This window comes from Nocardioides sp. (assembly GCF_036374615.1).
Taxonomy (GTDB): domain Bacteria; phylum Actinomycetota; class Actinomycetes; order Propionibacteriales; family Nocardioidaceae; genus Nocardioides.
The window spans coordinates 1-17,992 of the sequence record NZ_DASUTK010000062.1; the positions used below are offsets into that span (position 1 = coordinate 1).

The following is a 17,992-nucleotide window of genomic DNA, read 5'->3' on the forward strand; positions in this document are numbered from 1 at the left end:
TGGCCCCCCTTCGGTGGTTGAGGTGCGAGGGCGCCCGCGCCCGAGCCTCGAGACCCCCGGCGTCCGCGTGCTTGTCAGACCCCTCGTGCACCATGCGTCACATGAACCCATGGACGATGCTCGCGGTGCTGGCGGCGGGGCTGCTGGCCGGTGGTGTGGTGGGTGCCGCGCTCGGCTGGCTCGGCGCCCGCTCGCGACCTGCCGCGTCCGCCGGCCTGGTCGACCAGGCCGAGGTGATGCAGGGCCTCGACCGGCTCAGCGACCAGATGATCGACCTCGACCGCGAGCGCGCCTCGTGGCAGGGCGAGTTCCGACGGCACCTGTCCGAGCTGCATCAGGAGACCCGCGGTCTCACCACAGCGCTGCGACGGCCCCAGGTGCGTGGTCGCTGGGGTGAGCTCCACCTGCGTCGAGCGGTCGAGCTGGCCGGTCTGGTCGACCGCTGCGACTTCACCGAGCAGCTCCGGGTGGCCGACGGGGCGCTCCGGCCCGACCTCGTCGTGCACCTGGTCGGCGGCCGGCAGGTCGTGGTGGACGCCAAGGTCCCCCTTGACGCCTACCTCGACGCCACCACGACCGACGTCGACGTCACGCGAAATGATGCGCTGGTCCGGCACGCTCGACAGCTCCGGCAGCACGTCGACACGCTCAGCTCCAAGGCCTACTGGCGGGCGCTGCCGGAGACCCCGGAGTTCGTGGTGCTCTTCGTCCCCGCCGAGTCCTGCCTCGCGGTGGCGCTGGAGACCGACCGCGACCTGATCGACTACGCCGCGCAGAAGCAGGTCGTGCTGGCCTCCCCCACGACCCTGATCGCACTGCTGCGCACCGTCGCCCACGGCTGGCGCCACGAAGCGCTGGCCGACCAGGCCCGCGAGATCCACCGGCTCGGCCGCGACCTGCACGACCGGCTGGCGACGCTGTCCGGCCACCTCGACGCGGTCGGCCGGTCGCTGACTGCTGCGGTCGGCCACTACAACAGCGCGGTCGGCAGCCTGGAGTCGCGGGTGCTGGTGTCCGCCCGACGGTTCCGTGAGCTCGCGGTCACCGACGGTGACCTCGAGGCCCCGCGGCAGGTCGAGGCGGGGGTGCGCTCGCTCGGCGCGCCGCCCCCCGACGACGATGACGTCCTCCTACCGTGGACCCGTGCCCGATAGGACGCGCCCCGAGCGCGGCGGTTCGGAGCCGGCTGGGCGGACCCTGTGGGAGCAGGGCCGAGAGCCCGGTCGGCAGGTGGTCGCGCTCGGCGCGGCCGTCACCCTGACCGCGATGGTGCTCGACGTCGCTCTCGGCGACGACCTCGGGCTGCTGTTCGACCTCACCTTCGTGGCGATGTGCGTGCTGGTCGCGCTGCGGGTCAGGCCCCGGGACTTCTTCACCGTCGGAGTCCTCCCCCCGCTGCTGATGCTCGCCGTGCTGGTCCTGCTGGAGATCGCGCGCCCCGAGGTGCTCGGCCACCCGCGCGACGGCGCCGTGCAGTCCGTCGTCACCGGACTCGCGCACCACGCCGGTGCGCTCGTCACCGGCTACGTGCTGTGCCTGGTCGTGCTGGCTATCCGGCACCGGTTCACGGCTCAGGCCACGAACCGCTCGGCGTCCCCCGCGCCGACCCGCACGACCTCCGGGTAGCCGCCCGACCAGTCGACGACCGTCGTCGGCTCCGCCCTGGGCTCGCCCGCCTCGACCACGACGTCGACCTCGTGGTCGAGCTCCTCCTTGACCTCCCAGCCCAGGGTCCGCGGCTCCTCCTCACCGGGCAGGATCAGCGTGCTGGTCAGGAGCGGCTCGCCGAGCTCCTCCAGCAGGGCGCACACGACCACGTGGTCAGGGATCCGTACCCCCACCGTGCGCTTCTTTGGGTGCATCAGCCGACGCGGCACCTCGCTGGTGGCGGGCAGGATGAACGTGTACGGGCCAGGAGTCGCGGACTTGATCGCCCGGAAAGCCGAGTTGTCGATGTGGACGAACTGCCCGAGCTGGGCGAAGTCCTTGCACATCAAGGTGAAGTGATGCCGGTCGTCGAGCTGGCGGATCCGCACGATCCGGTCGCGTCCCTCCCGGTTGCCCAGCTGGCAGCCCAGCGCGTACCCGGAGTCGGTCGGGTAGGCGATCAGGGCGTCGTCGCGCAGCGCCTCGACCACCTGGGAGACCAGCCGCGGCTGCGGGTTGGCCGGATGCAGATCGACGAAGCGGGCCACGTCAGGGCGTTCCGGCCGTCGCCGCCTGCTGCGCCGCCTTGAGGTCGCGACGCAGCTCCTTGGGCAGCGCGAAGATCAGCGACTCCTCGGCGGAGTGAACCGCCTGCGCGTCGGGGTAGCCACGCTCCGCGAGGAACGAGAGCACGCCCTGGACCAGCTCCTCGGGCACGCTCGCGCCGCTCGTGACGCTGACGGTGCGGACGCCGTCGAGCCAGGCCTCGTCGATCTCGGAGGCGTCGTCGACGCGGTACGCCGAGCCGGCACCCGCCTCGAGCGCCACCTCGACCAGCCGAACCGAGTTCGAGGAGTTGCCGGAACCGACCACGATCACCAGGTCGGCGTCGCGCGCAATCTCCTTGATCGCGAGCTGCCGGTTCTGGGTGGCGTAGCAGATGTCGTCGCTGGGCGGGTCGAGCAGCGCGGGGAAACGCTCACGGATCGCGGCGACGGTCGCCATCGTCTCGTCCACACTCAGCGTGGTCTGACTGAGCCAGGCGACCTTCTCGGGGTCGCGGACCACGATGTGCTGGACGTCCTCGGGGCTCTGCACGAGCTGGATGTGCTCGGGAGCCTCACCGGCGGTGCCCTCGACCTCCTCGTGACCCTCGTGGCCGATCAGCAGGATGTCGTAGTCCTCGTTCGCGAAGCGCTTCGCCTCGTGGTGCACCTTGGTCACCAGCGGACAGGTCGCGTCGATCGTCTTGAGGTCGCGCTCCCCCGCCTGGCGGTGCACCTCCGGCGACACGCCGTGCGCGGAGAACACCACGGTCGCGCCGGTCGGCACCTCGTCGAGCTCCTCGACGAAGATCGCGCCGCGGGACTCGAGGTCGGACACCACGTGCTTGTTGTGGACGATCTGCTTGCGGACGTAGACCGGCGCGCCGTACAGGTCGAGCGCCTGCTCCACGGTGACCACCGCGCGGTCGACGCCGGCGCAGTAGCCGCGGGGCGCCGCGAGCAGCACGGCGCGCTCGTCCGGGCTCAGCAGCCGCGGGTTTCCGAGGTCGGTCGTCATGGCCCCGAGTCTACGGAGCGGGCGACAGATCACCCGGATCGGCGGCGGCCGCGGCGGCGCCGTCGGTGCCGCGCACTAGGCTCGCCGCCGTGCCCTCCCTGCGCGACACGACCGCCGAGGCGCCCGCCCCGGTGCGGGCGGTCTCCAACGCGCTGGCGCAGTGGATCGGCCAGCTCGGCGCTATCTGGGTCGAGGGCCAGGTGACGCAGTTCACGCGGCGCCCCGGCCTCGGCACCGTCTTCCTCACGCTGCGCGACCCGGTCGCCGAGGTGTCCGTGCAGGTGACCTGCGCGCGCACCCTGTTCGATTCGCTCAACCCCCCGCTCGTCGAGGGGGCGAGCATCGTGATCCGGGCCCGTCCGAGCTTCTACGCCGGCAACGGCAGCCTCTCGCTGGCGGCGTCCGACGTACGGATGGTCGGCCTCGGAGAGCTGCTGGCGCGACTGGAGCGGCGCCGTCAGCTGCTGGCCGCCGAGGGCCTGTTCGATCCCTCGCTGAAGCGCCGGTTGCCGTTCCTCCCCGGTTGCGTCGGGCTGGTCACCGCGCCCGGTTCCGCTGCCGAGCGCGACGTCGTCGACAGCGCGCGGCGGCGGTGGCCTGCGGTCCGGATCGAGGCGGCGTACGCCGCGATGCAGGGCCAGCGGTCCGCGTTGGAGGTGATCGAGGCGGTGGAGCGGCTCGACCGCGACCCAAGCGTCGACGTGATCGTGGTGGCGCGGGGCGGTGGCTCGGTCGAGGACCTCCTGCCGTTCTCCGACGAAGGGCTGATCCGCGCGGTGCACCGGGTGCGCACGCCGGTGGTCTCGGCGATCGGTCACGAGCCCGACAGCCCACTGCTCGACCTCGTGGCCGATGTCCGCGCCTCCACGCCCACCGACGCTGCCAAGCGGGTCGTGCCGGACGTCGCGGAGGAGCAGCAGCTGCTCGCGACCGCCCGCGAGCGGTTGCGCGACGGCCTCACGCGATGGATCGCGCGCGAGCAGCAAGGCCTCGACGCGCTGCGGTCGCGTCCGGTGCTCGCCGACCCGCGCACCCTGGTCGCCGAGCGGTCGGCCGAGGTCGTCGACCTGCGCGGACGCGCCCGACGTTGCCTCGGCCACGCCCTGGACCGCGCCGCCGACAACCTCGACCACCAGCGCGCCCGGGTGCGTGCACTCTCGCCGTTGGCGACCCTCGAGCGCGGGTATGCCGTGCTCCAGGACGATGCCGGCCACGTCGTCACCTCAGTGGCGGGCGTCAGCGCCGGGGCCGCGGTGAGCGTCCGGGTAGCCGACGGGCGCGTGCACGCGACCACGACCGGGACCGAGGCGGACCCACCGAAGGAGGCGGTCCAGTGATGGCGACCGACGACAAGAGTGAGCAGGCCGACGAGATCCCCTACGAGCAGGCGCGCGAGGAGCTGATCGAGGTCGTACGCCGGCTCGAGACCGGTGGCCTCACGCTCGAGGAGTCGCTCGCGCTGTGGGAGCGCGGCGAGAAGCTCGCGACCATCTGCCAGGCGTGGCTCGACGGCGCTCGCGCCCGGCTCGAGGCTCGCGCCACCGAAGACTGACCGGACAGCGACTCACGACCCGTTGGCGCGGCTCAGCCGTTGCAGGTCCTCTATCTGGAACGACAGGCTCGCGACCTGGTCAGGTTCGTCGGCGACGAGCGCCGCGTCCAGCCGCTGCAGGAGTTCCACCAGCTGAGCCTGCAGGTGCGTCTCGAACTCGCTCACGGTCCACCCTCTTCCCCCGGCGCGAGCGCCAGCCAGACCATCGGTCAGAACGCCGATGACTCATGGACGTTCGAGACGGCCGCGAGGTTGCCTTTCACCGAGAACTCGCCTCGGGAGCCCGGACAGTGTTCTATCGCGTCCGTGCCGGACCTGCCGACACGGGGCGGGTAGTGGCCGGCGAGGGGTTCCGAGACTGCTCAGGACTCAGGCCCCTGCTCCTTGGCCTTGCGCGCCACGGCGTACGCCTCCTCGCCGACCCGGATTCGACAGCGCGCCGACGAGTCAGCCCGAGGCAGGAGTGACTGGCTCGAGCGTCAGGGCGTCCAGCAGCTCGAGCAGGTCGGCACGTGACGCGGAGCCGTAGACGAGCACCGTGGCGTCGCGGCTCTCCCGGCCGAACGCGGTGTCGCCGTCCTGATCGGTGAAGGTCTGCCACTCCCCCGCGAGGTCGCCGGTTCCGGCGCGCACGGTCTCTCCGGGAGTGGCGTCCTCGTCGACGTACACCTCGACCAGGCCGTCGAGCCTCGCTGCCTCCTGCCGTACCCCCGCGAAGCGTTCGTCGGCGGTGAGCATGCCCAGTCCGAAGACCGCGTCGGCGCCGGGGCCTGATTCGACGCTCGTCGCCTGCCAGCCGTCCGGTAGGCGCGGCGGGTAGGCGACGCTGTGGCCGGCCTGCTGCAGCGCCTCCACCACCGGCAGGTAGTCGACCGCCTCGGGACTGACCTCGAGCTCGTCGCGGCCCAGCGCCCGGATCAGGACGAAGCCTCCGACCACGAGCAACAACACGAGCAGCGCGCCGATCAGACCCGCCGCCGACCGTTGGTATCGCCCTGGCCGCTCGCTCACGCAGGCAAGTGTCACAGGTGACGGGCAACCGAGCGTGACCACCCCGACCAAGGACGCACGTGCGGCTGATTTCTTGTGGTTTCGCCGCAACTGCGTCACAGTTTCTGTGTGACGATCTACCGAGTTGCGGAAGCCGCCGACGTTCTCGGCGTGAGTGACGACACCGTGCGCCGATGGGTCGAGGGCGGCCGGATCGCGGCCACCTCGGACCAGGGCCGCACCGTCGTCGCCGGTCCCGATCTCGCGCGGCTTGCCGAAGAGCTGGCCGACCACCCGGACCGCGAGCGCACTCGCGCCAGCGCGGTCAGCGCCCGCAACCGGCTCGCCGGGATCGTCACCCGGGTCGTGAAGGACACCGTGATGGCGCAGGTCGACGTGATCTGCGGCCCCTACCGGATGGTGTCGCTGATGAGTGCTGAGGCAGCCGACGAGCTCGGGCTCGAACCGGGGTGCCGGGCGGTCGTGAGCGTGAAGTCCACGAACGTCGTGATCGAGAGGCCATGACGTGATCGGCCGCGTGCTGGCAGGGGTGTGCGCGCTGCTCCTGGTCGTCGCTCTCGCCGGGTGCGGAACCGGCCGTTCCGAGGGCGGGGGGACGCTTACGGTTCTCGCCGCCGCCTCCCTCACCGACGTCTACGAGGACCTGGCCGACGACTTCGAGGCCGAGCACGCGGTGGAGGTGGACCTCGCCCTCGGCTCCAGCACCGACCTCGCCGAGCAGGCGGCCGACGGCGCGCCGGGCGACGTGCTCGCGACCGCCGACGAGGCGTCCATGCAGATCGCCGAGCACGCCGGGGTCACCGGCGAGGTGGTCACCTTCGCCACCAACGTGCTGGTCGTCGTGACCCCGCCGGGCAACCCGGCGGGCATCGAGTCACTCGATGACCTGGCCGACGCCACGTGGGTGCGGTGCGCCGACGTGGTCCCGTGCGGGCGGGTGGCACTCGACGTCCTCGAGGCGAACGGGATCACGGCCGAGCCCGCGAGCCTCGAGGAGGACGTCAGGGCCACCCTCGACAAGGTGAGCTCGGGTGAGGCCGACGCGGGGCTCGTTTACGCCACCGACGCCGTGGCTGCCGGCGACGGGGTCGAGACGATCGAGATCCCGGGTGCCGACGAGCACCTCACGTCGTACGTCGCCGCGCCGCTCGAAGGAGCGCAGGACCCCGATCTCGCGCAGGCGTGGGTCGACCTGCTCACCTCCCAGCCCGGTCAGCGGGTCCTGGCAGACGCAGGTTTCGGGCTCCCCTGATGAGTGTTCGCGTGCGAGACCCGCTGGGTCGGCCGCCTGCCCTGTTGATGCTGCCCGCGGCGGTGGCGGTGCTGCTGCTCGTGGTCCCGCTCGTCGCCATGGTGGCGGCCACCGACCTCCGCGGCCTGCCGGAGCAGCTGCGGTCCGAACCGTTGCGGGAGGCGCTGTGGCTCTCCGTGCTGACCTCCACCGTTGCCACGCTCTTCTGCCTGCTCCTCGGGTTGCCGCTCGCGTGGGTGCTGGCCCGGCTGCAGTTCCGTGGCCGGACGCTGCTGCGGGCGCTGGTCACCGTGCCGCTGGTGCTGCCGCCGGTGGTGGCGGGCGTCGCGCTGCGGACGGCCTTCGGACGGACCGGGGTCCTGGGCGAGCCGCTGCTCGAGCTGACCGGGTTCAGCTTCCCCTTCACGACCTGGGGGGTGGTACTCGCGCACGTGTTCGTCGCGCTGCCCTTCGTCGTGCTCGCGATCGAGGGCGCCTTCCGATCGGCCGACCCCGAGTACGACGCGGCCGCAGCAACCCTCGGCGCGAGCAGATGGACCGCCTTCCGCCGGGTCACGGTCCCGCTGGCGCTGCCGGGAATCGCGGCCGGGCTGGTGCTGGGCTGGGCCCGCTCCCTCGGGGAGTTCGGGGCCACGATCACCTTCAACGGCAACTACCCCGGCGTCACGCAGACCATGCCAAACCTGATCTACGTCACCCGTCAGTCCGACCAGGACGCCGCGCTCGCACTCAGCCTGGTGATGCTGGTCGTGTCCGTGGGCACCCTGCTGGTGCTCCACGACCGCTGGCTCGGGACGCCGGGAGTCCGGGCATGACAGCCGGGCTGGAGGTGGACCTCCACGTCCCCGACCGGGTCGCCGCCACGTTCGGCGCGGAGCCCGGCAGCGTGCTGGCGATCATCGGGCCGAACGGCGCCGGCAAGTCGACCCTGGTGCGGGCGCTGGCGGGGTTGCTGGCGGCCGACGGCCATGCCCGACTCGACGGCCAGGACCTGTTGCAGCTGTCCGCCCGCGACCGCGAGGTGGGGCTCGTCTTCCAGGGGCAGCTGCTCTTCCCGCACCTGTCGGCCCTCGACAACGTCGCGTTCGGCCCGAGGGCTCGAGGCGTCGCCCGGGCGGACGCGGAGCACGCCGCCCACCAGTGGCTCGCCCGCCTCGGGATCGGCGACCTCGCCGGCCGCCGCCCGCGTGAGCTCTCCGGCGGGCAGGCGCAGCGGGTGGCGATCGCCCGGGCGCTGGTGACCGACCCGCGGCTGTTGCTCCTGGACGAGCCGTTCACCGGGCTGGACGTGAAGGTCGCGATGGCGCTGCGGATCGAGCTCGGCCGGCACCTCGCGGCGTACGACGGCGTCACCCTGCTCGTCACCCACCACGCCATCGACGCGCTCACCATCGCCGACCGAGTGCTGGTGCTGGACGAGGGCAGGGTCGCCCAGATCGGGACTCCGGAGGAGGTGTCGCAACGGCCCCGGACCGAGCACGTCGCTCGGCTGGTCGGCCTCAACGTGGTCCGCGACGAGCACACGCTGACGGCTTTCACCCCCGAGGCGGTGGCCCTGTCCCTCACCGAGCCAACCGGATCACCCCGGCTGCGGTGGCGCGGACCGGTGGCGGACGTGTCGCCGCACGGTGACGCGGTCCGGGTCCTCGTGCACGCGAGTCCAGACCTGATCGCGGACGTCACCCCTGCTGCGGCCGCCGAGCTCGGGCTGGTCCCCGGACGCGAGGTGTGGCTGTCGGTCAAGCAGACGGCTGTCCGCCGCTATGCGACTGACCCCGGATTGCCCGGTACAGTCGCGCCATGACGGAGGAGCGGCTCACCATGAACGCCGGCAAGGTCGATCGGAACCTGGCGCTCGAGCTGGTCCGGGTGACCGAGGCCGCCGCGATGGCGGCCGGGCGCTGGGTCGGTCGCGGGGACAAGAACGGCGCCGACGCGGTCGCTGTCAACGCGATGCGCGTGATGATCTCCACGATCGCGATGGACGGCGTCGTCGTCATCGGCGAGGGCGAGAAGGACCAGGCCCCGATGCTCTTCAACGGCGAGCGGGTCGGTGACGGGACCGGCCCCGAGTGCGACGTCGCCGTCGACCCGATCGACGGGACGACGCTGACGGCCAAGGGCATGAACAATGCGATCGCGGTGCTCGCCGTGGCCCCCCGCGGCGCGATGTACGACCCGTCGGCCGTCTTCTACATGAAGAAGCTCGCGACCGGGCCCGAGGCAGCCGACGTCGTCGACATCCGCGACCCCGTGGCGGAGAACATCCGCCGGGTGGCGAAGGCCAAGGGCTCCGAGCCCGAGGACGTCACCGTGGTGCTGCTCGACCGGCCGCGGCACGACGCGCTCGTGAACGAGATCCGCAAGACCGGCGCCCGGATCAAGTTCATCGTCGACGGCGACGTCGCCGGCGCGATCATGGCGGCCCGCCCCAACACCGGCGTCGACCTGTTGCTGGGTATCGGCGGCACCCCCGAGGGGATCATCGCTGCATGTGCGATGAAGTGCATCGGAGGCGTGATCCAGGGCCAGCTGTGGCCCCGGGACGACGAGGAGCGGCAGAGGGCGCTCGACGCGGGACACGACCTCGACCCCGACACCGTGCTCACGACCGACGACCTCGTGTCCGGCGACGACGCGTTCTTCGTGGCGACCGGCATCACCGACGGCGAGCTGATGCGGGGCGTGCGCTACAAGGCCGGCGGCATCACCACCGACTCGCTCGTGATGCGTGCCCGCAGCGGCACGATCCGCTCGATCACCTCCGAGCACAAGCTCGCGAAGCTACGCACTTTCGCCGCGATCGACTTCGAGCACTGAATCAGAGTGGCGCGCCAGCGCTGCGGCCACCTGCTCGACGACCCGCGGGTCCATCGCCATCCCGACGTGGGTGGCGGTCACCTCGACCGGCACGGCCAGCGGATCGAGGCAGGCGCGCCAGTCGACGATCCCGTCGCGTCGTGAGTAGACCGTGGTGAACGCGACCCCGTCCGGGAGCGGCAGCCGGCTCTCCTCGAAGCTCTCCCGCGCGCAGTCGCCGGCGACACAGTCCGCGGACATCAATCCCGGAACGCCGGCGCGGCTGAGCCTGGTCAGCACGTCGACACTGCGCGTCAGGGTCGCGTGGTGGGCGGCGGGCGCGAGCATCGGACTGCCCAGGGTCACGATCCCAGCGACCAGGTCAGGGCGACGGACCGCCAGGCCACGGGCGAGCAAACCGCCCAGGCTGTGGCCGACGACCTGCACGCGCGACCCGCGCCGTTGCGCGATCGCCTCCAGCCGCGCCTCGAGCTGGTCAGCGGCGGCGACCGTGCAGCCGACGTTGGCGTGGATGAGCGACCGGTAGGTCCGGTGGCCACGGCGGCGCAGGGCCTGCGCCATGAGTCTCAAGGAGAAGTCGCCGGCCATGAAGCCCGGAACCAGCACCACGGGCGCGCGGAACCCGCTAGGCCGGTCGGGGTACGACCGGACCGGGTGCCGACGGTCGCCGGCGACCCACAACGCGTGGCGGGCGGCCTCGCCGACCAGCCTGCCCTCGCACAGCACCGCCCTGAGCCGGGGGCGCTCGAAGCCCTCCGGGAGCAGGAACGTCCCCAGCGTGGGTGCCACGTCTGCGAGCGTACGGCGCGGCCCGCCACCACCGCGTGATTTCGACCCGGCTCGGCTTGCCCTTCCGGCGGTGCTGTTCACTTGTCCCATGGCGCGCTCGACCCAGCCTGACGCTGAGATCCCGGTGTCCGAAGAGCTGTTCGCACCGGTGAACCCAGAGATCGAGCTCTGCTACCAGACGTTCGGCGACCCTGCCGAAGAGCCGGTGCTGCTCGTCATGGGTCTCGGCGGCCCGATGACGTGGTGGGACCCCGACTTCTGTCGGCGGCTCGCGGCGCGAGGGCGGTACGTGATCCGTTTCGACAACCGCGACAGCGGGAGGTCGAGCAAGGTGCGTGAGCGGGTCGGCCGGACCACGCTGGTGCGGGCGTTCGCGGGCCGACCGGTGCGCGCGCCGTACGCCCTCGCCGACATGGCGGAGGACGGCTTCGGCCTGCTCGACCACCTCGGCCTCGACGCCGCGCACGTCGTCGGCATCTCGATGGGCGGCATGATCGCGCAGCGGATGGCGATCGCCCGGCCCAACCGGGTGCGGTCGCTCACCTGCATCATGTCGACCACCGGCAAGCGCACGGTGGGGTGGCAGCACCCGCGGCTGCTGCCGATGCTGGTCGCGCGCCGCGGCCCCGACCGGGAGACGTACGCCGAGCGGTCGGCCCGGCTCTGGGACCTGATCGGGTCACCGGCGTTCCCGCAGCCGCGAGAGGAGACGCTCGCCCGGGCCCGCGAGACGTTCGACCGCGGAGTCTCGACCAGCGGGGTGATGCGCCAGATGGTCGCGATCCTCACCGAACCGAACCGCGGCCCCCGGCTGCGCGGACTGACGATGCCCGCTCTGGTCGTGCACGGTTCCGCCGACCGGATGGTGCACGTGTCCGGCGGCCGCGCCACCGCCCGCGCCCTCGTCGGATCCGAGCTGCTCGTGATCGACGGCATGGGTCACGACCTGCCCCGCGACCTCTTCGACACCGTCATCGACGCGATCGACCGCACGATCCGCCGCGCCTCCTGAGCTCACCCCTGGACGCGCGTGTGCCCCAGAGTGCGCCAGGGCGCACGCTGGGGCACACGAGGCCCGGGGGTCAGGTCCGGGTCAGTCGGACAGGCGCTCGCCGGTCTCGGTGTCGAAGACGTGCACGCTCTCCGGGTCCGTGGTGACGTAGATCGTGTCACCCTTGCGCACCGAGTCGCGGGCAGAGGACACGCGCACGATGACGTTCGAGGGGGTGCCCTCCACGTCCGAGGTGCCGTAGACGAAACCGTCTGCGCCCAGCTCCTCGACCACGGTCACGTCGACCGGCAGCCCGCCGTCGCTCTCGCCCACCAGACGCCACGCCTCCGGCCGCACGCCGACGGTGATCTCGTTGTGCTGCGGGCCGAGCTTGGACGAGGCCGCCGGGTCGACCGGCACGAGGTAGTCGCCGATCTGAGCCTTCCCGTCCTTCGCGGTGGCCTGGAGCAGGTTCATCTGCGGCGAGCCGATGAAGCCGGCGACGAACAGGTTGACCGGCTTGTCGTACAGGTTGAGCGGGGTGTCGACCTGCTGCAGGTAGCCGTCCTTCATGACGGCCACCCGGTCACCCATCGTCATCGCCTCGACCTGGTCGTGCGTGACGTAGACGGTGGTGACCCCGAGGTCGGCCTGCAGCTTCGCGATGTCGGTGCGGGTCGCCACCCGCATCTTGGCGTCGAGGTTCGACAGCGGCTCGTCCATGCAGAACACCTGCGGCTGGCGGACGATCGCGCGGCCCATGGCGACGCGCTGCCGCTGGCCACCGGAGAGCGCCTTCGGCTTGCGCTCGAGGTAGTCCTCCAGCTGGAGGATCTTGGCCGCCTCGGCGACCCGCTCCTTGCGCTCGGCCTCGGGCACCTTCGCCATCTTCAGCGCGAAGGCCATGTTGTCCGCCACGGTCATGTGGGGGTAGAGCGCGTAGTTCTGGAACACCATCGCGATGTCCCGGTCCTTCGGCGGCATGTGGGTGACGTCGCGGTCACCGATGAAGATCTTGCCCTCGTTGCACTCCTCCAGCCCTGCGAGCATGCGGAGAGTGGTCGACTTGCCGCACCCGGAGGGTCCGACGAGAACCATGAACTCGCCGTCCTTGATCTCCAGATCGATTCCGGGTACCGCGGGCTTGTCCGCCCCGGGGTACCAGCGCTGCGCCTTCTCAAAGGTCACGGTGGCCATGCTGAACTGCTCCCTTCACCGGCAGGTACGTGCCGGACGATCCGTAGTGAAGTGACTGCCGTCACACTAGTGACGAGCCGAGACCACCGCCACTGCCGGTCTCACGGGCGCAGGGCGAGCCCACGGCCGTCGGCGCGCCACCCGACGGGCACCGGGTCGCCCACCCCACCGACGAAGTCGTCGCCGACGTCGCGGTTGCGGAAGGACAGCAGGTGCCAGGCGTGGTCACGGTCGGCGACCAGCTTCCCGATGTACGACGACTCGTCGGTCAGCCGGACGGCCGCCGCAACGTCGACCGGCTCCCCAGGCCCGGTGACCGGGACGGTCCAGATCCCGCCGGCGTCGGCGGCGTCTCGAGGCATCTCGGCCGACAGGCAGTTGAACAGCGCCACCCAGCGGTGCTCGACCTGCACCACCTGGATCACCTCCAGCCACTCGAACCGCCCCGTGGGGCGCGACAGCGGCGGCCGAACCTCCCACGTCGTGAGGTCGCGCGAGGTTGCATGGCCGACGACACCTGAGCCGGTCCCGCCGGTACGAGCGGTCGCGTACAGGTGCCAGGTCCCCGCCCCGTCCCGGACGACCCACGGGTCACGCCAGTGGACGTCGCCCTGCCCCGCGTCGTACCAGCGCGGGTCGGCCTCGAGCACGCGGCCCGTGCGCTCCCAGGTGATCAGGTCGGCCGAGCGCGCGGCGCCGATCCGTTGCACACGCCCGCCGTCGGTCGCGGAGCGGCCGGTGGTGAACATCCACCATGCCTGGCCGTCGCGCACGACGCAGCCGGTCCACTGCGTGAGGTCGTCGAACCCGGCGCGCGGCTGGGCCAGCGGGTCGGGCAACCGTTGCCATCGTCGTAGATCCGTGCCGACGGCATGGCCGATCCGAGCATGGTCGTGCCGGAGGTCAGGGTCCCCGAGAGCCCGGGGGGCGTACAGGAAGAACAGGTGGTACGCCGAGCCGTCGTCGGCCAGCCAGAAGTCCCAGACCCAGTCGTCGGCCAGGTCGAACATCAGTCGTGGGCGCGGACGTGGAGCACGCGCGCGGTCTCGGGAGCGGTGATACCGAGCCGGATGCCGACCCGACCCAGCACGTCGCCCGGCAGCACCGCCGCCAGGTCGCGCGTCGCGAGGTCGAGCTCGTGCTGGCCGTGGGTCGGGGTCTCGTCGGTGAGCCGGTAACGCCTGCCGTGGTCCAGCCCCTCGAGCAGCACCGGAGCGAGGTGCTGGGTCGCAGTCAGGCCGGTGAGCGCGACGACGTACCAGCCCTCGCTGCCGTCGGTCGAGACCACGCCGGTGACGACGGCCGCGGGGTCCGGGTGGTCGCTGCGCACCAGTCGACCGGTGGCGACGACCTCGCGCAGCCGCTTGTGGAGCTCCACCCACGCCCGCACCTGAGCCCGCTCCGCGGTGGTGAGGGTACGCAGGTCCCACTCGATGCCGAAGTGCCCGAGCAGCGCGGTCGCTGCCCGGAGCTCGAGCCGATGGGTGCGTCCGGTCGTGTGGGCGGTCGGACCGCCGAGGTGGTTCCCGGTCATCTCCGGCGGGACGATCAGCATCGTCCAGCGGTTGATCCGCTGCCGTTCGACCGCGTCGATGGTGTCGCTCGGCCAGACCCGATCGGTCCGGGCCAGCACGCCGAGGTCGATCCGGCCGCCGCCCGACGCGCAGGACTCGATCTCCAGCGTCGGATGGGCCGCGCGCAGCTCGTCGAGCAGCCGGTAGAACGCGAGGGTCTGGGCGCGAGTGCCAGGAGCGGCGATCAGGTCCCGGTTGTGGTCCCACTTCAGGTAGGCGATGTCGTACTCGTCGAGCAGCGCGAGGAGCGCCGCTCGCACATGGTCGTACGCCGCCGGGACGGAGAGGTCGAGCAGCTGCTGGTGCCGCCACGACGGGGGCAACGCGTCGTGCGCAGCGAGCACCCAGTCAGGATGCGCGCGCACCAGGTCGGAGTCGACATTGACCATCTCCGGCTCGACCCACAGCCCGAAGTCGAGACCCAGCGCCTGGACCCGGTCGATCAGCGGCTGCAGCCCCTCCGGCCAGACCTCCCTGTCGACCGTCCAGTCGCCGAGGCCGCGCCGGTCGTCGCGCCGGCCGTGGAACCAACCGTCGTCCAGGACGAATCGTTCGACCCCCACCTCGGCGGCGACCTCGGCCAGCCCGGTCAGCCCCGTGAGGTCGTGGTCGAAATAGACGGCCTCCCACGTGTTGACGAGGACCTTGCGCTCTGCTGATCGTCGGGGCTGCGGCGTGGTGCGCCGCACGTAGCTGTGGAGCCGGGCGGAGATCCCGTCCAGGCCGACGCCGGACCAGGCTCCGACCAGCCACGGCGACTCGTAGGTCTCCCCGCCGCCCAGCACGACCTCGCCGGTCGCGAGCAGCTCGGCGCCACCGATCAGCGACTCGCCCTCCGCGGTCCGCTCGGCGTACGTCGTCTGGTCACCGCTCCACGCCACGTGGACCGCCCACACCTCGCCGGTGCGGAAGCCGAACCCGGGCGTGCCGACGCTGAGGAGCAGCGTCGCGTCGTGGCCCGTCCGACCATGACGACTGGTGCGCTGCCAGCTGCCCTGTCGCCAGGGCAGGCGTTGCGGCACGCGCTCGGCGATCCACCGGCCGGTCAGGTCCAGCAGCTCGGTCGCCTGATGGGGCACCGGCAGCACGGCACGGACCGCGGCCACGCGCAGGCCGTCGTCACCGGTGTTGGTCAGGGACGTCCGTGATCGCAGCAGCCCGTCAGCCGTCAGGTCGAGCTCGACGCGTACGTCGGCGCCGAGGGTGGCGTCCGACGCCGTGCACTCGACCGTGTCGCCAGAGACCGTGCAGGCCCACCCGTCGAGCCGCACCGGCGCCACCAGTCCGGCGCGGCCGAGCTCCAGCATCGGCGTACCGGTGAACCCGCTCGAGGAGAGCGGGACCAGCCCGGTATGGCGTGGATCGTCCAGGGCGCTGTGCGGTACGCCGGGTGCGCGGACTCGGGCCAGGGACGCGAGCTCGTCTGCAGTCAGGTCGCCGAGCGCCCTCCCCCAGTGCTGCACGACGGGCTCGCCCATGTCAGAGGGCGTGAGCACGAGGCTCACGCCCTCCCGGGTCAGATGAACGGGTGACCAGGTCACCGGTTCAACGTAGTCGCGCTCAGCCCTTCACAGCACCGGCGGTCAGGCCGCGGACGAAGAAGCGCTGAAGGAACAGGAAGACCAGCACGGGCACCACCATGGTGATGAACGCGCCCGCGGTGGTGAGGTTGGCGCCCTGCCCGAACTGTCCCTTGAGCTCGCTCAGCTTCTGGGTGAGGGGAGCGTTGTCTCCGGGCCCGATGAACATCAGGGCAACCAGCAGGTCGTTCCAGACCCACAGGAACTGGAAGATCGCGAACCCCGCGATCGCCGGCACGGACATCGGCAGCACCAGCCGCCAGAAGGTCTGGAAGTGGCTGGCGCCGTCGACCTTCGCCGACTCGATGACCGTTCCGGGAAGTGTGGCCATGTAGTTGCGCAGGATGTAGATCGCGAGCGACATGCCGAAGCCGATGTGCGCGAGCCAGACCGCCGGGAACGTGCCGTTGAGGTCGAGCGTGTCGTAGATCTTCAACATCGGCACGAACGCCACGTAGTTCGGCACCACGAGCAGGCTGACGATCGCCAGGAACAGGAAGTCGCGTCCCGGGAACTGCATGAAGGTGAACGCGTAGGCCGCGAACGCCGCCACCAGCAACGGGATGAACGTGGCAGGCAGGGTGATGGCGAAGCTGTTGATGAGACCTTCACCCATGTCGGCACCCTGCAAGGCCTCGCGGTAGTTGTTGAGAGTGAGCTCGTCGAGCCCACCGAGGAAGGTCCACCAGCCGGACGAGTCGGCCGCCTGCACGGTGCGGAACGACGTGACAAAGGTCCCGAAGAGCGGAACCATCCAGAGGAAGCAGATCAGCACCAGCACCAGCTTGGTGAGCCAACCTGCTTTGGCGGGGTTGGGGTCGAAGTGAGCGGGCGACTTCTTCGGCTGGCGCTCCTCGGAGGTCGGGGTGGCTGCGGCCACGGTGCTGCTCGGCTGCTGCGTCATGCGTTGGCCTCCTCGGCCTTGAAGTGCTTCACCTGGTAGAACATCACCGGGATCACGGCCACCATCAGCATCACGACCACCGCTGCGGCCGTGCCGTTGTTGAAGTTGACATTGAGCTCGGTGAAGAACCGGTTCCCCAGCACGTCGGTGTTGAAGTTGCCTCGGGTCATCACGAAGACGACGTCGAAGATCTTCATCACCGAGATCAGCACGGTGATGAAGACCGTGATGATGGTTCCCTTGATCTGCGGGACCACCACCTGGAAGAAGATCTTCCGCTCGTTCGCACCGTCGATGCGCGCAGCCTCGAGCGTGTCGACCGGCACACCCTTGACGGCGGCCGAGAGCAGCACCATCGCGAAGCCGACCTGGGCCCACAGGAGCACCAGCATCAGCAGGAAGCTGTTCAGGTGGAGGGTGCTGTTCTGCAGCCAGTTGATCGGGTCGAAGCCGAGTGCCGTGACGATGGCATTCTGCAACCCGACCTGCGGCTGGCCAGCGGGCCGGACCGCGTAGATGAGATCCCAGATCACGGCGGCGCCGACCAGGGCGATCGCCATCGGCAGGAACACGATCGTCTTGGCCAGCTTCTCGGTGCTCGGCTTGAGCCGGTCGGCCAGCGTGGCCACGGCCAGCCCTATCACCACCGTGGCAGCAGGCACCACGAGCATCCAGAGCAAGGTGTTGAACAAGGTGTCCCGGAAGGCGGGTGAGGACAACAAGTCGGTGTAGTTCTGCACACCGACCCACTCCTCCGAGGCGCGGTCCTGGAAGCTGTTGATGACCGTCTGGATGGCCGGGTAGAGGAGGTAGACGGTGATCGCGAGGTAGGCGGGGAGGATGTAGAAGTACGGCTTGAGGCGCTCCTCCGCCTTCTTGGGCAGCAGCTCAGCCACTTTGTTGAGCACCCAGTAGACGATCAGCGCCGCACCGACCCCGTACACCACCGTCAGTAGTGCGTTGAGCATCTTGATCGTCATGGGCTGGGCTTCCTTTCCCGTTGGACCCTGTCGCGGCGAAGCGTCAACGGCCGACGCCGCGAGCGGGCGGGGGCGCTGTTCCGCCCCCGCCCGCTGGCGTCAGCTGGCCGGCCAGCTGTCGTCGATGTTCGT

20 protein-coding genes are annotated in these 17,992 nt (G+C 71.0%); 10 read left to right on the forward strand and 10 right to left on the reverse strand.

All coding sequences use genetic code 11. The features are described 5' to 3' along the window. Window positions 1–101: 101 nt before the first annotated feature. Together VFZ39_RS04785 and VFZ39_RS04790 are read left to right on the forward strand one after the other, a co-directional pair. Window positions 102–1,154: a DNA recombination protein RmuC gene (locus VFZ39_RS04785; RefSeq protein WP_330864583.1), complete on the forward strand. Its 1,053-nt coding sequence runs from the start codon at window positions 102–104 to the stop codon at window positions 1,152–1,154. Next, window positions 1,144–1,626: a DUF6542 domain-containing protein gene (locus tag VFZ39_RS04790; RefSeq protein WP_330864584.1), complete on the forward strand. Its 483-nt coding sequence runs from the start codon at window positions 1,144–1,146 to the stop codon at window positions 1,624–1,626. Before VFZ39_RS04785 ends, VFZ39_RS04790 begins: the two co-directional genes overlap by 11 nt. On the opposite strand, the gene VFZ39_RS04795 is transcribed toward VFZ39_RS04790, so the two are convergent. Beyond that, window positions 1,572–2,195: an L-threonylcarbamoyladenylate synthase gene (locus tag VFZ39_RS04795; RefSeq protein WP_330864585.1), complete on the reverse strand. Its 624-nt coding sequence runs from the start codon at window positions 2,193–2,195 to the stop codon at window positions 1,572–1,574. The genes VFZ39_RS04790 and VFZ39_RS04795 overlap by 55 nt on opposite strands. A gap of 1 nt (window position 2,196) precedes the next feature. Further along, on the reverse strand, window positions 2,197–3,210 hold the full coding sequence (locus VFZ39_RS04800; protein WP_330864586.1) for a 4-hydroxy-3-methylbut-2-enyl diphosphate reductase: 1,014 nt from the start codon (window positions 3,208–3,210) through the stop codon (window positions 2,197–2,199). Between the two features lie 89 nt (window positions 3,211–3,299). Between VFZ39_RS04800 and xseA the strand changes: the two genes are divergently transcribed. Continuing rightward, window positions 3,300–4,547: an exodeoxyribonuclease VII large subunit gene (xseA, locus tag VFZ39_RS04805; RefSeq protein ID WP_330864587.1), complete on the forward strand. Its 1,248-nt coding sequence runs from the start codon at window positions 3,300–3,302 to the stop codon at window positions 4,545–4,547. Beyond that, window positions 4,547–4,762, forward strand: coding sequence for an exodeoxyribonuclease VII small subunit (locus VFZ39_RS04810; protein WP_330864588.1), 216 nt, complete (start codon window positions 4,547–4,549; stop codon window positions 4,760–4,762). The genes xseA and VFZ39_RS04810 overlap by 1 nt, the downstream gene beginning before the upstream one ends. Window positions 4,763–4,774: 12 nt before the next feature. Here VFZ39_RS04810 and VFZ39_RS04815 read toward each other — a convergent pair whose 3' ends face one another. Both VFZ39_RS04815 and VFZ39_RS04820 read right to left on the reverse strand, forming a co-directional pair. Next, window positions 4,775–4,927: a hypothetical protein gene (locus VFZ39_RS04815; RefSeq protein ID WP_330864589.1), complete on the reverse strand. Its 153-nt coding sequence runs from the start codon at window positions 4,925–4,927 to the stop codon at window positions 4,775–4,777. A gap of 282 nt (window positions 4,928–5,209) precedes the next feature. Continuing rightward, window positions 5,210–5,773: a DUF4245 family protein gene (locus tag VFZ39_RS04820; protein ID WP_330864590.1), complete on the reverse strand. Its 564-nt coding sequence runs from the start codon at window positions 5,771–5,773 to the stop codon at window positions 5,210–5,212. Between the two features lie 108 nt (window positions 5,774–5,881). Between VFZ39_RS04820 and VFZ39_RS04825 the strand changes: the two genes are divergently transcribed. Genes VFZ39_RS04825 through glpX form a run of 5 tightly spaced genes read left to right on the forward strand, consistent with a single transcriptional unit; the run spans window position 5,882 to window position 9,845 of the window. Further along, the gene (locus VFZ39_RS04825) at window positions 5,882–6,277 is read left to right on the forward strand and encodes a TOBE domain-containing protein (protein ID WP_330864591.1); all 396 of its coding nucleotides are present in this window, start codon (window positions 5,882–5,884) and stop codon (window positions 6,275–6,277) included. A 1-nt stretch (window position 6,278) separates the two neighbouring features. Beyond that, window positions 6,279–7,025, forward strand: coding sequence for a molybdate ABC transporter substrate-binding protein (gene modA / locus VFZ39_RS04830; RefSeq protein WP_330864592.1), 747 nt, complete (start codon window positions 6,279–6,281; stop codon window positions 7,023–7,025). Window positions 7,026–7,036: 11 nt separating this feature from the next. After that, window positions 7,037–7,840 (forward strand): ABC transporter permease, encoded by an 804-nt coding sequence (locus VFZ39_RS04835; RefSeq protein ID WP_330864593.1) that lies wholly within the window; start codon window positions 7,037–7,039, stop codon window positions 7,838–7,840. Beyond that, on the forward strand, window positions 7,837–8,829 hold the full coding sequence (locus VFZ39_RS04840) for a sulfate/molybdate ABC transporter ATP-binding protein (protein WP_330864594.1): 993 nt from the start codon (window positions 7,837–7,839) through the stop codon (window positions 8,827–8,829). Before VFZ39_RS04835 ends, VFZ39_RS04840 begins: the two co-directional genes overlap by 4 nt. Continuing rightward, window positions 8,826–9,845: a class II fructose-bisphosphatase gene (gene glpX / locus VFZ39_RS04845; protein ID WP_330864595.1), complete on the forward strand. Its 1,020-nt coding sequence runs from the start codon at window positions 8,826–8,828 to the stop codon at window positions 9,843–9,845. The genes VFZ39_RS04840 and glpX overlap by 4 nt, the downstream gene beginning before the upstream one ends. Here glpX and VFZ39_RS04850 read toward each other — a convergent pair. Next, window positions 9,810–10,634 carry an esterase/lipase family protein gene (locus tag VFZ39_RS04850; protein WP_330864596.1) on the reverse strand — a complete coding sequence of 275 codons (825 nt, stop codon included), beginning with the start codon at window positions 10,632–10,634 and terminating at the stop codon, window positions 9,810–9,812. The genes glpX and VFZ39_RS04850 overlap by 36 nt on opposite strands. Before the next feature lie 88 nt (window positions 10,635–10,722). Here VFZ39_RS04850 and VFZ39_RS04855 point away from each other — a divergent pair, with 88 nt between their 5' ends. Continuing rightward, complete coding sequence (locus VFZ39_RS04855) at window positions 10,723–11,646, forward strand: alpha/beta fold hydrolase (protein ID WP_330864597.1); 924 nt, start codon at window positions 10,723–10,725, stop codon at window positions 11,644–11,646. Between the two features lie 81 nt (window positions 11,647–11,727). Here VFZ39_RS04855 and VFZ39_RS04860 read toward each other — a convergent pair whose 3' ends face one another. The 5 genes from VFZ39_RS04860 to VFZ39_RS04880 form a co-directional block, all read right to left on the reverse strand. Continuing rightward, window positions 11,728–12,822: an ABC transporter ATP-binding protein gene (locus VFZ39_RS04860; protein ID WP_330864598.1), complete on the reverse strand. Its 1,095-nt coding sequence runs from the start codon at window positions 12,820–12,822 to the stop codon at window positions 11,728–11,730. A gap of 101 nt (window positions 12,823–12,923) precedes the next feature. After that, window positions 12,924–13,832, reverse strand: a complete 909-nt coding sequence (locus VFZ39_RS04865; protein WP_330864599.1) for a hypothetical protein — start codon at window positions 13,830–13,832, stop codon at window positions 12,924–12,926. Continuing rightward, a complete protein-coding gene (locus VFZ39_RS04870; protein ID WP_330864600.1) occupies window positions 13,832–15,937 on the reverse strand; it encodes an alpha-galactosidase in 2,106 nt (701 codons plus the stop codon). Before VFZ39_RS04870 ends, VFZ39_RS04865 begins: the two co-directional genes overlap by 1 nt. Before the next feature lie 19 nt (window positions 15,938–15,956). Then, entirely contained in the window at window positions 15,957–16,880 is a 924-nt protein-coding gene (locus VFZ39_RS04875) for a carbohydrate ABC transporter permease (protein ID WP_330864601.1), read from the reverse strand. After that, window positions 16,877–17,860, reverse strand: coding sequence for a carbohydrate ABC transporter permease (locus VFZ39_RS04880; RefSeq protein ID WP_330864602.1), 984 nt, complete (start codon window positions 17,858–17,860; stop codon window positions 16,877–16,879). Before VFZ39_RS04880 ends, VFZ39_RS04875 begins: the two co-directional genes overlap by 4 nt. Between the last annotated feature and the right edge of the window lie 132 nt (window positions 17,861–17,992).